Here is a 14,404-nt window from a genome sequence, read left to right on the forward strand (position 1 = left end):
ACCCAACAAAGTCTGGGTCACGGACATAACCTACATCCGCACCTATGAGGGTTGGTTATTTTTGGCGGTGGTGCTCGATCTGTTTTCACGGCAGGTAATTGGCTGGTCGATGAAGCCGCAGATGACCAGCGATCTGGCTATTGATGCATTGCTGATGGCCGTTTGGCGGCGTAAGCCCAAGCAGGAAGTGATGATTCACTCAGACCAGGGTAGTCAGTTCAGCAGTGGTGACTGGCAGAGTTTCCTAAAAGCCAACAACTTGCTTGGAAGCATGAGCCGACGCGGTAACTGCCACGACAACGCGGTGGCAGAAAGCTTCTTCCAGTTGCTAAAGCGGGAGCGGATCAGACGAAAGATCTACAGCACCAGGCAGGATGCCAGAGCCGATGTGTTCGATTACATCGAGATGTTCTACAACCCAAAACGCCGGCATAGTTTCAACAACCAGCTATCGCCGGTAGAGTTCGAAAAGCGCTATTTCCTGAGCCTGGAGAGTGTCTAGAAAACCCGGGGCGATTCAGTTGGTTTGGAATCCGCCTCAGCACTTCAAGGGCTATGCTGCCGGGGTCGCATGGAAACACGCGCTTCACGCCCAACGCCAGACCAAGCTGGTAGAGAAAACTGTAGTGGTCTACTAATGCAAAAGCTCTACGATCGGCTAGGTTTGCCAAAAACTCATTATCGGATGCATAAGGCGGTGCTGGCCGGGCTACCGGTTACGCTGGTTGCGGATCTGGCGCATGAACTGGGGCTGCGTCGCACACAGGTCGCAAGGTGGGTGGGAACCTCGTTTCGACACTCCGTGATGTCTGTCCGGACAGCCGAGGTGTTTTGTCGTCTAGTCGAGACCTTGGATGCCCTATTGGAACTCCATGAGGGAGATCTCGATGGCGCGCTCCGCTGGCTGACCTCACCGGTTCTGACGCTAGCCTCCGAGCGGCCGATCGATCTGCTCGTTACTGAGCCGGGCCGTAGGGCAGTACTGCAAGTGATTCACGCGATCGAGCACGGCTTGCCGGCTTAGGGCCTGACCGCTCTAGGGAGAGCTTTATAGGCGTTTATAGTCAATTATGGAGTCCTATTTTGGACGTCCGATTCGCTTCGCCCACTTTAGGCCGGAAGCAGCCTATGCCGACGATGGACGACTGGATTCTAGATATTAGATTGCTCTAGGTGGTTTTAAGCTCTGCCAGCAATGGCCACCGATCATGAATCCATGCGTACTCCTCCGGCGGATCGGTGGTAACCACATACACCCGCCGTTGTTCCCCTTCACCAATTATCAGACATTCCAACGCATACCCCTGCGGCACGTCGAACCAGTGTGACGGCCGGTTCTTGTCACCTAGCCGGCCTTCCTTTTCCATGAAGCGCTCCACCATGCCGAAGCCACGGCACGGCTTGTACCTATCCCAACCACCAGCCTTAACTGTGCCGAGACGCGCCCAACCACCATGCGGGCTGCTGCCTGGCTCCTCTTTGCGTCTACCCCAGTGAATCCAATCCAGCTGACCGCTACCCTTTAATTGAACAGGAATTGCCGCTTTGGGATTGGGGAAATAGATCCTCCAAACCTTGTCCGCCTGGCGAGCTTCTACTCCTCCGCACATAACTGGCCCTCCCACATTGCCTGCCGCTGCAGGCTCGACTTCCGTCACCTTGTTCTAGACTCCCGATGCAGGACGCACATTCCCTCAATCAGCAAAGGACTTGCCCCCATGGGATTTCTGACCGTCACCCGCCGCGAAGGCGAAATGATCCGCCTCACTATCGATCCCGGAGTTGATCCCGAAAAGCTCCTTAAGCAGCTGCTACGAGACGGGATCACCATCCATGTGGGCTTTACCGAATGCCATAGCCGAGCCCGCATCAGCATCGATGCGCCCAAACAGATCACCATTCTCCGCGAGGAGCTTATCAACGCCTGAATACTTGCGAGGGCGCCTCCTGTCGGCGCCCTCCTGGTCTCGGTTGACCAGCTCGGCGTCTTCTCGAATACTGTATTCATATACAGTATTTTGGAAGTGCTCTGATGTCTCTTTCCATTCTTGCTCGTGGTGAGCGCCTGCGGGAACGCCTTCTCACCGATGTGGCTGACCTGCGCATAACCGGTTTCCAATCGCCTGCTGAGGACGAAAAGGAGGAGGGGCTCTCCCTCGACCGCCTAACTGGTCTAGGTGCGCCTCATATCTGGGGCGTGCAGGTGCTGGATGACACGCTGCTCGGTTTTGGTATCTTCCCGGGTGACCGGATGATCGTGAATCGTGCGGCATGCCAGCTAGATAACCGATTTGTAGTAGTCGACTTGGGCGGTGAGGGTTATCGAGTGCGCTTGGTTGCGCGGGATTTGTTTGGCGGGCGATGGTTGAAGGCGGCCGATCCGATTGTGCCGGACGTGCAGCTGGATGGAGATGTGGTTATCGAGGTGTGGGGCGTAGTGAGCTGGGTGGTCAGCCGCTTAGCGCCATGAACACTTCCCGCCGTGTGTTCGCGCTGATCGACTGTAATTCTTTCTACTGCAGCTGCGAGCGCATTTGCCAGCCGGGTCTGAAGCGCAGGCCAGTGGTTGTGATGTCCAACAATGATGGTTGCGTAATTGCGCGCACCTCAGAGGCTAAGGCCTTAGGCATTCCCATGGGCGCGTCGTTTAAGGATGTTCGAAAGGAGCTAAGCAAGCATGGCGTTGTAGTGCGCTCCAGCAACTACACCCTTTATGCCGACATCAGCAATCGAGTTATGCGAGTAATGGCTGAGATGCTTCCAGGGATCGAGGTTTACTCCATTGACGAGGCCTGGGGTGATATGACCGGAGTAGCCGACCCGGAGGCGCTTGGTTGTAATATCCGTGACCGCTTGGCGCAGGAGATTGGTATGCCGGTGGGAGTGGGCATCAGCACCACCAAAACGCTGGCTAAGTTAGCGAATTGGGCTGCGAAGAAATGGAAGGCAACTGGTGGCGTGCTAGACCTGACTGACCCAGTGCGTCAGGAAAAGTTACTGCGTTTGGCACCGGTATGTGAGGTATGGGGTGTAGGCCACCGTTCGGCAGCCAAGTTGGCCACTCTGAATATCTCCACGGCCTGGGATCTGGCGCAGTTCGATGCGGCAACGCTACGCAAGACCTTCGGTGTAACCATGGAGCGCACGGCTAGGGAGCTGCGTGGAGTTAGTTGTATTGGTTTCAAGCAGGGACCGCCACCGAAGCAGGCTATTTGCTCAAGCAAAATGTTTGGTAAGCGTCAAAAGGAGCTGCCGCCGATTCGTGAGGCACTCACTGCTTACGTGAGCCGGGCGGCTGAGAAGCTCCGCAGCCAGAACTCGTTGTGCAGCACTATTCAAGTTGGTCTACAGACACAACTGGCCGACCTCGACGGTCCGCGCTATGCCAACTCTATGACCCTAGCCCTCCCGGCCCCGACCGATGACACCCGCGAGATTCTGGCGCTCGCCCAGCGTGGCCTGGAGCAAATCTTCCGGCCAGGTTATCCCTTCTCGAAATGCTCAATCTTGCTGATGGACTTGAGCCAGCGCGGCGAACTGACTGGCGACCTGTTTGCACTAGGGCCGCGTCCAGGCGCGGAGCGATTGATGGCCATTGTTGACCAGATCAATGAGAAGAACGGCCGGGGCACCCTGCGGTTCGGCCGGGTGCCCAAGAAGCCGAAGTGGGCTATGCGCCGAGACATGTTAAGTCAGCGATACACCACGCGCTGGGAGGAGGTGATTTGCGTACGAGGATAGATCTAGGTCGGGCGTTGCTACCTAGAAACCAAGACAGCTTCGTCTTCTGAACGAACCAAATTTCAACGTCGAAAGCGCACTTTTATGGGTAAAAATCGCGACGGGACTTTTGCAGCAACTTCGGCCCGAAGCGGCCGCTCGCAAATGACTTAAACCGGCCAAAAGCAGCCACTCACGTCAGGCTGCGTGGTCGACGTCGACTCTCTCAACGCGCACATTCTTTTCCATTAGCACAATGGCCGCTCGCTGAACGAACGTGCACAGTGGATGACTGATGAGCGTAAGTTGAGCGTGCAGCATGGCGGCCTCTAAGCTACTGGCGCTTGGGGAGCAGCCAGTCGAGGTTGCCATAGCTCTGGGTTTCGCTGACCAAAGCCATTTTGGGCGCTGGTTCCTCCGGGCCTATGGCTGACCCCCGCGCTATACCGCAAGCGCTGCACAAAGCTTCCAGACGCCTAGCCAACCGAATTGATTTAAGGTTGCCCTGACTCAGGAGATCAAATGTCCCGCTGAATCCCTTGAATTGCGGTGCGCATGCGGTCCAGAGCGTCTTGAAGCACCGGACGTGGACATGCGAGATTTAGGCGAACATACCCTTCGCCGTTATCGACGAACATTTCTCCCCCCTCAACGATCACACCGGAGCGTTCAAGGAAGAAACGAGTCAGATTTACCGATCCAGGGAAATAGGCTCGTACATCCAGCCATGCTAGGTAGGTCGCTTCAGGAACCACCAAGCGGGCTTCAGGTAGATGTTCTCGTATGTAGTCGGCCAACAGCACGAAATTGCCGTCCAGGTAAGTACACAGGTCCTCGAGCCAGGCTTCACCATCGCGGTAGGCACCGATAGCGGCAGCCAGGCTGATCGGATTGATAAACGGATAGTGCAGATCGTTCCAGAGCGCACGTAGCGCTGGATCGGGAATGATTATGCTGGCAATCATCATGCCCGCGAGATTGAATGTCTTGCTCACGGCCATGCAGGTAATGATGTCGCGGCTTTCAGGAAACAGCTTAGCCAAGGGCGTGTGCTTGCAACCCTGACGCAGGAGATCGCAATGGATCTCGTCTGAAATGATCTTTACATCATTAGCTAGGCAGATCTCTGTCATCCGAACCAGTTCGGCGTCTGTCCAAAGCCGACCGGTTGGGTTGTGCGGATGACATAGAAAGAACACCTTGACCGCCGGATCGGATGCTTTCTTCTCGAAATCTACGAAGTCCAGTTCGTAACGCCCGTTCTGCTCAACGAGCGGTGACGTAACAATGGTTCGGCCGCTCTTAACGGTGGCATGCTTGAAGTATCCGTAGGAGGGGCTCAGGGTCAGAACCTTGTCATCAGGACCACACAAGTAGTGAACAAGCGCAAATAGAGCAGGTATGACGCCGAGCGAAACCACCATTTGTTCACGTGGAAAACTCCAGCCATAGCGCCGTTCACACCAGTCGCAAAAAGCGTCATAGAGCTGGTCATCAAGGTTCATCGTATAGCCGAAGATTGGGTGTCTGAGCCGATCTGCCATTGCATCCAGAGCTGCCTGCGGGGCAGCAAACTGCATATCGGCGACCCACATTTGGATGATGTCTTCCGGTGGACGATCCAGTGTGAGTGGTTCGCTACCGGGACTAAACAGGTACTTTCCATAGCCGTCGACAGCTAAGGCGTTTGTCCCGTCACGCGGCAACAAAATATCGAAATTATGGCGCATCAGAATCAGTCCTCTTATGTGATGCGGGATCTGAACCTGACGGTTGTGGCCGAAGGCATCGAAACCGAGTTGCATTGCCATCTGTTACGTTGGTGGGGAGGGGCTGGGCCATGAATGACTTCACCTGAGAGTCGCGGTGGTTGCCGAGTGATTACTTTCTAAAGCGCATTTGCCTGCCTCGGTGAGCACCCAGTCACGAAAGTCCCGTACCTTGGGCAGCTCGCTGAACTCAGTCCGATAGACGACGTAGTAGGCCTGTGTCAGCGGACACTCCAAACCCTTATCAGCAAAGGGACGGATCAGGCGCCCGGCAGCTAAGTCGTCTCCCACCATCACGCTGCGAGCTAGGGCAAGACCTTGACCTTCTGCTGCCGCCTGTAACACAGCAGCCGAGTTGTTGACCCTCAGCCCATGATTCGTAGGGATATGGCTGTATCCAGAGGCATCCAGCCACATTCGCCAGGTTGGGTAATCAGGGTTATCGGCCATAGTGAGGTCGTGAATAAGCGTGCACGCTCCCAACGCCTCAGGCGCCATCATTCCCTGCCGGAGAAGCGGAAAGTCAGGCGAACAAACAGGAAATATCACTTCATCCATCAAGTGGATGGCTGTCAGCCCATTCCATTTTCCAGCCCCGTAGCGCACCCCGACATCGGCATGCTCAGTCTGTAAGTCGATTGCGCGGGAGTTGGTGTCCAGCAGGACATTGATATTGGGGTATGCCTGTTGGAATCGCTCGATGCGTGGCAACAGCCACTTCGATGCAAAAGCGGGACTCACCGTGACGGTCAACTCAGCATGTGCGCCTGCGTCCTTCAGGCGGGCCAGCCCCATGCTCAGGCGATCAAATCCTTCGCGTATGTCCGGCAGCGCGGCGCGGGCCGCATCTGTGAGCAAGAGCCGCGTAGCTCCATTGCCTAATCGGGTGAACAGCGGCACCTCCAGCCAGGATTCCAATGCCCTTACTTGCTGTCCGACTGCCGCGGGTGTGACGTTCAGTTCGGTTGCAGCAGCAGAAAAGCTTTGATGCCGGGCTGCCGCTTCGAAAGCGCGCAGTGCATTGAGATGAGACGTGGCATTCATTGATAGTTTTTCTTTCTCGCTGGCAAAGATTTTCTGCCTTGATGTGCCGTAAGTGCTGACTAAAGATACGCATCAACGACGCGATCTGGCAAATAAAAAGTATCAGGTGTAGAGCATAAGGAAGTTGCCAGCCTTCCGATGTTGCTCAAGCGATCTTATTTCTTGCCTCTGACGGGGCAGCATGGATTACCGGCACCATTTTGCCGGTCGATGGCGGCGTCACTGCCGGCCGCAACTGAGAGGTGACAACCAAATGAATGACTGGAACAAGTACTCAACCGAACTGATGCAAAACGTTGGTCAGTTTGCCAAGCTCGCACCTGACACTATGCGAGGCCTCAACACAATCAGCAGCACGCCCGCCAAGCATCTTGAGCCAAAGATTCATGAGCTGATCGCCCTGTCTGTAGCCATAAGCACACGTTGTGACGGCTGCATTGCGGTACATGTGCAGGCTGCGCTGAAACACGGCGCGACTCGTGAGGAAATCGCCGAGGCACTGAGCGTGGCAATCGCGTTGAATGCCGGCGCTGCTCTGGTCTACACAGCGCGAGTATTTGATGCGGTTTCGGCATTCGAAAAGCCGTGAGCAGAGCGCGTTGATAGCGAGGCCCGAGTGCTGATCTACGAATATTCAGGGTGGCATTGCAAAGCGAGCGCCTAGCGCAGGGTGTTGTCTGGTGCGCAGCCACTTGTGTGGTATCAGCCCGAGGCGTTTGAGAACGCCTCATTATAAGGTCGGGAAATGTCTATCGGAGTGGGGTACTCCAGGCAGTAATTTATGAGTAATTCTTGGGTAATCCTCAATTTAATATCGTTTCTTAGCACGCAAACACATTGCTATCGTGGTACTCATTCCCTGCCCCTTGCGTTAAAACTTAGGAACTGAAAGAAAATGATCCAATCTGATCTGCAACACCCTTCTCGTCGGTTGCTGCTCAAGCGCGGAGCTGCACTTTCTGCGTTAGCGATTACTGGAGTAGCAGGCTTAACCGCACCTTCAGTCTCTTTTGCCGCAGCGCTTAGCAAAGAAGTGCGAGATGCGATGACACCGGATGAGGTCATTGAAAGCCTGAAGTCGGGAAATCTGCGTTTCCGTGAAGGCAAGATGAAACAGCATGACTATCTCGCGCAAAAGCGCGCGAGCCAGAAGGGGCAGTATCCGTCAGCGGTAATTCTAAGCTGCATTGATTCGCGTGCCCCGGCGGAAATCCTGCTGGATGCTGGCATTGGTGAAACGTTTAATAATCGTGTAGCTGGTAATGTTCAAAACGAAGATATTCTAGGCAGTATGGAATTTGCCTGCGCACTTGCAGGCGCAAAGGTAGTAGTGGTGATGGGGCATACTTCCTGTGGCGCGGTGAAGGGTGCTATTGCCAACGCGGAACTGGGAAACCTGACTGGCTTGCTGAATAAAATCAAACCGGCAATTGCTGAGACGGTATATGAGGGTGAGCGTACGGCTGACAACTATGACTTCGTCGATGCCGTCGCCCGCACCAACATAAAAATGACGTTGACTGGCATCCGTCAACAAAGCCCTGTTCTGAATAAACTTGAGCAGGACGGGAAAATAAAAATCGTAGGTGCTATCTATAAGCTTGATGGTGGAGAAGTTGAATTCTTTTCCTGACCTAAAATAATAGTCGGCTTGAGCGATGAGCCTTGCATGCTTGTAGTCGTAAAGCTTTTAACTTTTGGCGAAAGTTGGTTCATGAAAGCGATACTTTTGATGTTGCATTGGTGAGTGAACCTGCGCCTTCGACGAATGCCTGCACTTAGGCTCTAAGTGCAAAGGCGCGTTAGTGTGAGTACTGCTGAGCTTTCTGGCTAAAACGTTCCATGGAATACTCGCCATGCGCGCAGCTCAATATTCTGTGCGGTAAAAATCTTCTGACCTGGACTAAGCATGTCGTTGCGCGCATTACGTACGCTAATCGCGATTGCCCAGCACGGCTCCTTCGCTCGCGCGGCGGAAGTCGTTCACCTCACCCAGTCCGCCGTCAGCCTGCATGTGCGAGGCCTTGAGGCGGAGTTTAATGCTCTCCTGTTCGACCGCTCACGGCGACTGCCTGTGCTCACCGAAGCCGGGCATCTTGCTGTGGGGCGGGCAAGGGAAATCCTGGCCATCTACGACAGCATTGCGGCCGACCTGGGTGACGACAGCGAACTTCGCGGGCGTTTGAAGCTGGGGGCAATCCAGACTGCGTTGGCCGGCGTGCTGCCGGTCGCTCTGGCCCGCCTGAGCCGCGAGCACCCCAATCTGCGAGTGAACGTTTCGTCTGGAATGTCCGCAGAGCTGGCGACTCGCATTGAGTCGGGAGAACTGGATGCTGCTGTGACGACTGAGCCGGTCAAACCGTACCCTCATGGCCTGGTGAGTACCCTGTTGTACGAAGAGGGCTTCTGGATTATCGCGCCGGCCAGCGTGAACGACAGTGATGCGCGACGACTTCTACAGGAAAATCCATTTATCCGCTTCGACCGCCGCGCCTGGGCAGGGCGCACCATCGAACAGGAGCTGCGGCGCATGCGTTTGCGGGTGCAGACCAGCATGGAGTTGGACAGCCAGGACGCGATTATCCAGATGGTCTCAAGCGGGCTTGGGGTGGCGGTGATTCCGCTCTCGACTCGCGACCTAGAGGCGCTGGATGGGGTTGTGAAACTACCTTTTGCAGATCCACAGCGCATGCGCCGAGTGGTGCTGCTGGAGCGTGAGGATCGACCGGCCGGGCGCTTGGCCAGCGCCTTGGTTGAATCTATTCGTAACCAAGCGTGCGGCACTAACCAATAAGAAATACTTGAATAAAGATCAATTTAATATCGTTTTTTATCACGTAATTACATCGTTACTGTAGCGCTCATTCTAGTTCACACGAGCGCCCATCATGCACAGTAATTCCAGCTATCAAGCTCCCCAGTCGCCCATCCTGCTGATGGCGCGTCGTGCCGCCGAGTTGCGTGCCGCAGGGCAGGATATAGTTGATCTGACCCTTGGTGAGCCGGACTTCAACGCGCCTGAATATGTGCTGAATGCGGCGCGCAACGCGCTGCAAGAGCGCCTCGGTTACACTCCTGCCAATGGCCTACCCGCGCTGCGTTCGGCTATTCGGCGGCGCTTGGAAATCGATCGTGGTTTGCACTATCTGGACGATCAGATCGCCGTTGGCTGCGGTGCTAAACAGATCATCTTCAATGCTTTCACAGCTACGCTGCAGGTCGGGGACGAGGTGCTGGTTCCCGCGCCTTACTGGGCCAGTTATCCAGACATGATCCGCATGTGCGGCGCATGCCCAGTTATTTTGCCTACCACGTCGGCAGAAGGTTTTCGGCTGACTGCTGAGCACCTCTCTAGCGCCCTAAGGTCCGCCAAAAGTCCTCGCTGGCTGGTACTCAATGCCCCAGGCAATCCCTCTGGCTCTCTCTATAGCAAACAGGAGCTGGAGGCGTTGGCGCGGGTACTGCGTGACTATCCAGGCGTGATGATTCTCTCCGACGATATCTATGCGGAAATTCGTTATACCGAGGAGCCCTACGTAACGTTGGCAGTGGTTGCGCCGGATCTTTCCGAGCGCATCTTGCTCGTCGACGGTGTGTCCAAAGCCTACGCCATGACTGGCTGGCGAGTAGGCTGGGGATGCGGGCCGCGCGAGTTGATCGCGGCGATAACCTCTGTGCAGTCACAGAATTGCACGCAGACCAGCACGCTCAGCCAGCTCGCTACCATTGCAGCGTTAGACGGACCTCGGGAATTCTTGCGCGAGCGCAACGAGATCTACCGCCAACGTCGAGATGCCGCCTTAGAGGTCTTGCGTGCTTGCACGCTGTTGGAGGTGAATTGTCCTGAGGGTGCGTTTTATCTTTTGCCCCGAATCGAGGGCGTTAAGGATGATCAAGTGTTGGCCCTCGACCTACTTAAGGCAGGCGTCGCCACCGTGCCGGGAAGTGCATTCGGTATGTCGGGGCACCTGCGACTTTCGTTCGCTACCGATCAGGCCAACCTGGTGGAGGGCTGTCGTCGATTGGTGACTGCCTTGGGGCACGCGCAATGACCACTTTGTTGTTGCTCGCATTGGTGCCTATCGCTTTATTGATCAGCATGGGCGCCTGGCTGCGTCATTCGACTTTTCTGCAGGAGTCGTTCTGGCCCCAGGCCGAGCGACTGGGGTACTACGTGCTGTTGCCCTCACTGTTCTTTCACAGCCTGGCCACGGCGCAATTGGGTGAAGTGCCGGTACGGGACATGATTCTGACGCTGGTGCTTTCTACCGTCTTGGTGGCAGGGCTTCTTGTCGCGCTGCGACGTGCAGTCAGTCTCGATGGTCCGGCTTTCACCTCGTTGTTTCAGGGCGGCGTACGCTTCAATAACTACGTTGGTGTGTCGATTGTGGCTGGCCTGTTCGGTGCTCAGGGTATTGCCCTTGCCGCCGTGGCAAACGCCGCGATAGTGCCGACGGTAAATGTGCTCTGTGTGCTGGTTTTCGCGCGTTATGGTTCCCACGGTCGATTGCCCTTCAACGCCATATGCCGGCAACTGGCACTCAATCCACTGGTGGTTGCCTGCGTGCTGGGAATATCGGTTCAGGCTAGTGGGTTCGGTATCCCCGTGGGTATCGACGCAGTGCTTAAAGCGCTCGGCCAGGCGTCGCTGCCACTCGGGCTGTTGTGTGTCGGTGCGGCATTGAACCTGGGCGCTGCAGGAGGCTGGATCAAGCCCATAGGCCTTTCATCCATCGTTAAGTTTCTGATAATGCCTCTAGCCACTTTAGGCTTCTGCCACGTGTTTGGACTGAAAGGTGAGGCGGCCATCGCAGCCATCCTGTTCCAGGCGCTGCCAACGGCCTCATCGTCTTACATCATGGCGCGTCAGCTGGGTGGTGATGCACCCTTGATGGCGGGCATTATTGCGGGGCAGACACTGTTGGCTGGCATAGTATTGCCCATCGTGGTTATGAGCGTAACGCCATGGGTTTGAGGGCAGAGATAGCTTCTAGCTAGGGTCAGGTTGGCTTGAGTGCATGACTCTGACCTGAGGCTTAGGCCGGGGATGTCTATCAGAGTGGGTGTAGTCCACTATTGAGCGATTTCAGCCAGAAGCGAGCGTCTGTCAGGAATGCGACTGAGCCAGTGGTTGCCGCTCTCTCGCTCAGTTCTTTGGTTGTATGCCAAAACAAAAATTCTTCCGATAGTCCGTTGGCGACATCCCGAGCTGAGCAGCGAAATGTTGCCTCAACGACAGGGATGTTCCGAACCCTACTTCACTGGCGATGCATTCAATAGGCAACCCAGTCGTTTCTAACAGTTCCTGCGCCCTGACGACTCGTTCAGCACTAATCCACTTGGACACGGTGGTGCCGGTGGACTCCTTAAACCGGCGAGTAAACGTGCGCCTACTCATTTTCGCCATACTGGCAAGAACGTCGAGCGACAGATCACTGGCCAAATTCGTTCGTGCCCATGCCAGGACGTCAGAAAAATGAGTCTCGCTAGATAATTGCGGCACAGGATGTTCTACATATTGGGCCTGGCCGCCTTGTCTGTGCGGCGGAGTCACCAGCATCTTTGCGGTGCGATTTGCCACCTCGGCACCGAAGCGCTGGCGTACCAGATGCAGACAACAGTCAATTGCCGCGACAGTCCCCGCCGACGTCACGATATTGCCAGCACTGACGTAAAGATCCTCTGGCCTAAAACGGACCTTGGGAAAACGTCGAGCAAACTCGCCTCGCACGGCCCAGTGAGTGGTTGCTTCCTTCCCATCAAGCAGGCCCGCATCGCCAAGTACAAACGCGCCTAGACATAAGCCCACCAGGAGTTTGCCTTGGGCGTCGGCGTGCTGCAGCGCTTTCACGAGCGTTGCAGATGCAACGACCGACTGATCACCCCATGCCGGAATGATAATTACGTCGGATGTTTCCATCAGTTCCAGACCGGTGTTTACCGACAGCCCGATGCCCTGATCACTGCTCACCGTTCCGGGCCTTTCTGCACAGTAATTGATCTCATAGCGGGGCTCACCAGGCGCGGCTTGAGCTGTTCCTAGCACCACGCCCGGTACGGAAAGGTGGAAAAGGCTTACGCCATCGAAAGCGAGAACAGCAACGCGGATGGGCTGCATCAGGAACCTTGGATTGGGTTGATAGGACTGTAGATGGGATGGGCTACGACATTGGCCTGATTATATCGAAATATGTCATTCAGGCCACTTTCGGGCTCTGCAGCGCTCGGCAAGAATGGCTTCTCGATGTATCTATCAAGAGGATTGATCTTATGAAACTCAAAGCCCTTGCCCTTACCCTCGGCATTGCATATGGCGCAGTCACTGCGCCCGCGTTTGCGGGCTCGGACGTAACCGATGCCGCCGACGCAGCGCATAAAATGGATCTACAGCTGGTTCGTAACGCAACGGTTAAGCTCTCATACGGCGATACGACCTTCTTGATTGATCCCATGCTGGCTAAAAAAGGTGCCTACCCAGGTTTTGAGGGCACCTACCGCAGCCACCTGCGCAACCCTCTGGTTGATCTGACCGAGTCGCCAGCAAAAATCATCTCGGGTGTTGATGCAGTCATCGTCACGCACACACACCTTGATCACTGGGATGAGGCTGCGCAGAACGCCCTACCGAAGGACATTCCCTTGTTCGCCCAGCATGAAGAAGATGCGCAGCTGATTCGTTCCCAAGGCTTCAAGAATGTACGCGTATTGACTGACGAAGCGGAATTCGCTGGCGTCAAGATCACCAAGACGGGTGGCCAGCATGGCACTGACGAAATGTATGCCGTGCCGGCGCTCGCGAAGCCATTAGGCGAAGCGATGGGCGTCGTTTTTCAGGCCCCTGGCTATAAGACCCTGTATCTCGCAGGTGACACGATCTGGCGTAAAGAAGTCGATCAGGCTATCGACAAGTATCGCCCGGAAGTAATCGTGCTCAACGCAGGAAAGGCAAAAATGACGGGATTCGAGGGGGCAATCATCATGGGCGAGGAAGACGTCTTGCGCGCGTCGAAGGCGGCGCCAGACGTGAAAATCGTCGCCGTGCACATGGATGCGGTCAACCACATGTCCCTGACCCGAGAAGAGTTGCGCACTTACGTCAAGCAGCGCGGCATCGAGAGCCGCGTGGATATACCTGAAGATGGCGCTTCGTTGGCGTTCTGACGCAAAGCACACAGCTCGTTGCTGAGGGTATTGGCGTTTGCCCGCCCTATCGACAACATCACGTTGGTAATTGACTGGAGAGCGTTCATGAAACGAGGACTGGTAGTAGTTGATCTACAAAACGAATACCTGCCGACTGGCAAATTGCCTTTGAGTGGCATCGAAGACGCTGTGGCGAAGGCTAGCCTGGTGATCAGTCATGCGCGCAGAAGCGGTATTCCGGTGTTTCACGTACGGCACGAATCAGATCATGAGGGTGCTGCAATATTCGTCAAAGGCAGCAGCGGCGCACAGATTCAGCAAGCAGTAGCCCCTATCGATCAAGAACCCGTGATCGTTAAGAAACATATCAACGCTTTCAGGGACACTGATCTCAAGCAGCAGTTGGATGCCTGTGATGTTCAGGAGCTCGTGGTGATAGGTGCAATGAGCCACATGTGCATCGACGCTGTGGTTCGCGCCGCGGTGGACATGAGATATCCGGTCACTGTGCTGCATGACGCCTGTGCCACGCTGGAGCTGACATTTCGCGGCGTAACCGTGCCTGCCGCCCATACGCATGCAGCGATGATGGCCGCCTTTGAGTTCGGCTATGGCACCGTTAGGTCTGTAGACGATTATTTGGGGGGCTGAACTCCTTACAGCTTATTTTGTGATCGTCCGCTTTTGGCCGGGAGTAGTCAGTCGCGGCTGGCTGGAGTCGGCCAGAA

16 protein-coding genes and 2 pseudogenes are annotated in these 14,404 nt (G+C 55.5%); 14 read left to right on the forward strand and 4 right to left on the reverse strand.

Annotated elements, in window-relative coordinates; translation table 11 throughout:
• The coding region (locus tag BLO50_RS19415) for an IS3 family transposase (RefSeq protein ID WP_143003840.1) at nt 1–502 on the forward strand (502 nt) is incomplete at its 5' end.
• Nucleotides 503–805: 303 nt separating this feature from the next.
• Nucleotides 806–1,024 (forward strand): antitoxin Xre/MbcA/ParS toxin-binding domain-containing protein, encoded by a 219-nt coding sequence (locus BLO50_RS22405; RefSeq protein ID WP_420875478.1) that lies wholly within the window; start codon nt 806–808, stop codon nt 1,022–1,024.
• Between the two features lie 145 nt (nt 1,025–1,169).
• On the opposite strand, the gene BLO50_RS21930 is transcribed toward BLO50_RS22405, so the two are convergent.
• Nucleotides 1,170–1,658, reverse strand: a complete 489-nt coding sequence (locus BLO50_RS21930) for a hypothetical protein (RefSeq protein ID WP_208597444.1) — start codon at nt 1,656–1,658, stop codon at nt 1,170–1,172.
• Nucleotides 1,659–1,718: 60 nt separating this feature from the next.
• On the opposite strand from BLO50_RS21930, the gene BLO50_RS19435 reads away from it, so the two are divergent.
• The 4 genes and pseudogenes from BLO50_RS19435 to BLO50_RS22105 all read left to right on the forward strand — a co-directional run.
• Complete coding sequence (locus BLO50_RS19435) at nt 1,719–1,928, forward strand: carbon storage regulator (protein WP_090255942.1); 210 nt, start codon at nt 1,719–1,721, stop codon at nt 1,926–1,928.
• Between the two features lie 104 nt (nt 1,929–2,032).
• Nucleotides 2,033–2,470, forward strand: a complete 438-nt coding sequence (locus BLO50_RS19440; protein ID WP_090255943.1) for a S24 family peptidase — start codon at nt 2,033–2,035, stop codon at nt 2,468–2,470.
• A complete protein-coding gene (locus BLO50_RS19445; RefSeq protein WP_090255944.1) occupies nt 2,467–3,741 on the forward strand; it encodes a Y-family DNA polymerase in 1,275 nt (424 codons plus the stop codon). The genes BLO50_RS19440 and BLO50_RS19445 overlap by 4 nt, the downstream gene beginning before the upstream one ends.
• Nucleotides 3,742–4,045: 304 nt before the next feature.
• A pseudogene (locus BLO50_RS22105) lies at nt 4,046–4,200 on the forward strand (helix-turn-helix domain-containing protein); the annotation flags it as partial.
• 38 nt (nt 4,201–4,238) lie between these two features.
• Here the strand turns inward: BLO50_RS22105 and BLO50_RS19455 are convergent.
• Nucleotides 4,239–5,525 (reverse strand): MalY/PatB family protein, encoded by a 1,287-nt coding sequence (locus tag BLO50_RS19455; RefSeq protein WP_208597445.1) that lies wholly within the window; start codon nt 5,523–5,525, stop codon nt 4,239–4,241.
• 45 nt (nt 5,526–5,570) lie between these two features.
• A complete protein-coding gene (gene gcvA / locus BLO50_RS19460; RefSeq protein WP_090255945.1) occupies nt 5,571–6,533 on the reverse strand; it encodes a transcriptional regulator GcvA in 963 nt (320 codons plus the stop codon).
• Between the two features lie 128 nt (nt 6,534–6,661).
• Here gcvA and BLO50_RS19465 point away from each other — a divergent pair.
• The 6 genes and pseudogenes from BLO50_RS19465 to BLO50_RS19490 all read left to right on the forward strand — a co-directional run.
• A pseudogene (locus BLO50_RS19465) lies at nt 6,662–6,772 on the forward strand (SDR family oxidoreductase); the annotation flags it as partial.
• A 14-nt stretch (nt 6,773–6,786) separates the two neighbouring features.
• Complete coding sequence (locus tag BLO50_RS19470; RefSeq protein WP_090255946.1) at nt 6,787–7,122, forward strand: carboxymuconolactone decarboxylase family protein; 336 nt, start codon at nt 6,787–6,789, stop codon at nt 7,120–7,122.
• 306 nt (nt 7,123–7,428) lie between these two features.
• Nucleotides 7,429–8,166, forward strand: coding sequence for a carbonic anhydrase family protein (locus BLO50_RS19475; protein WP_090255947.1), 738 nt, complete (start codon nt 7,429–7,431; stop codon nt 8,164–8,166).
• A 276-nt stretch (nt 8,167–8,442) separates the two neighbouring features.
• Nucleotides 8,443–9,327: a LysR family transcriptional regulator gene (locus BLO50_RS19480; RefSeq protein ID WP_090255948.1), complete on the forward strand. Its 885-nt coding sequence runs from the start codon at nt 8,443–8,445 to the stop codon at nt 9,325–9,327.
• Between the two features lie 94 nt (nt 9,328–9,421).
• Entirely contained in the window at nt 9,422–10,585 is a 1,164-nt protein-coding gene (locus BLO50_RS19485; RefSeq protein WP_090255949.1) for a pyridoxal phosphate-dependent aminotransferase, read from the forward strand.
• A complete protein-coding gene (locus tag BLO50_RS19490) occupies nt 10,582–11,508 on the forward strand; it encodes an AEC family transporter (protein ID WP_090255950.1) in 927 nt (308 codons plus the stop codon). Before BLO50_RS19485 ends, BLO50_RS19490 begins: the two co-directional genes overlap by 4 nt.
• A gap of 171 nt (nt 11,509–11,679) precedes the next feature.
• Here BLO50_RS19490 and BLO50_RS19495 read toward each other — a convergent pair whose 3' ends face one another.
• Nucleotides 11,680–12,651: a GlxA family transcriptional regulator gene (locus tag BLO50_RS19495; RefSeq protein ID WP_090255951.1), complete on the reverse strand. Its 972-nt coding sequence runs from the start codon at nt 12,649–12,651 to the stop codon at nt 11,680–11,682.
• Between the two features lie 152 nt (nt 12,652–12,803).
• On the opposite strand from BLO50_RS19495, the gene BLO50_RS19500 reads away from it, so the two are divergent.
• Nucleotides 12,804–13,694 (forward strand): MBL fold metallo-hydrolase, encoded by an 891-nt coding sequence (locus tag BLO50_RS19500; protein ID WP_090256038.1) that lies wholly within the window; start codon nt 12,804–12,806, stop codon nt 13,692–13,694.
• A gap of 87 nt (nt 13,695–13,781) precedes the next feature.
• On the forward strand, nt 13,782–14,327 hold the full coding sequence (locus BLO50_RS19505; RefSeq protein ID WP_090255952.1) for a cysteine hydrolase family protein: 546 nt from the start codon (nt 13,782–13,784) through the stop codon (nt 14,325–14,327).
• Nucleotides 14,328–14,404 lie beyond the last annotated feature (77 nt).

The sequence above is a fragment of the Pseudomonas peli genome (assembly GCF_900099645.1).
Lineage (GTDB): Bacteria > Pseudomonadota > Gammaproteobacteria > Pseudomonadales > Pseudomonadaceae > Aquipseudomonas > Aquipseudomonas peli.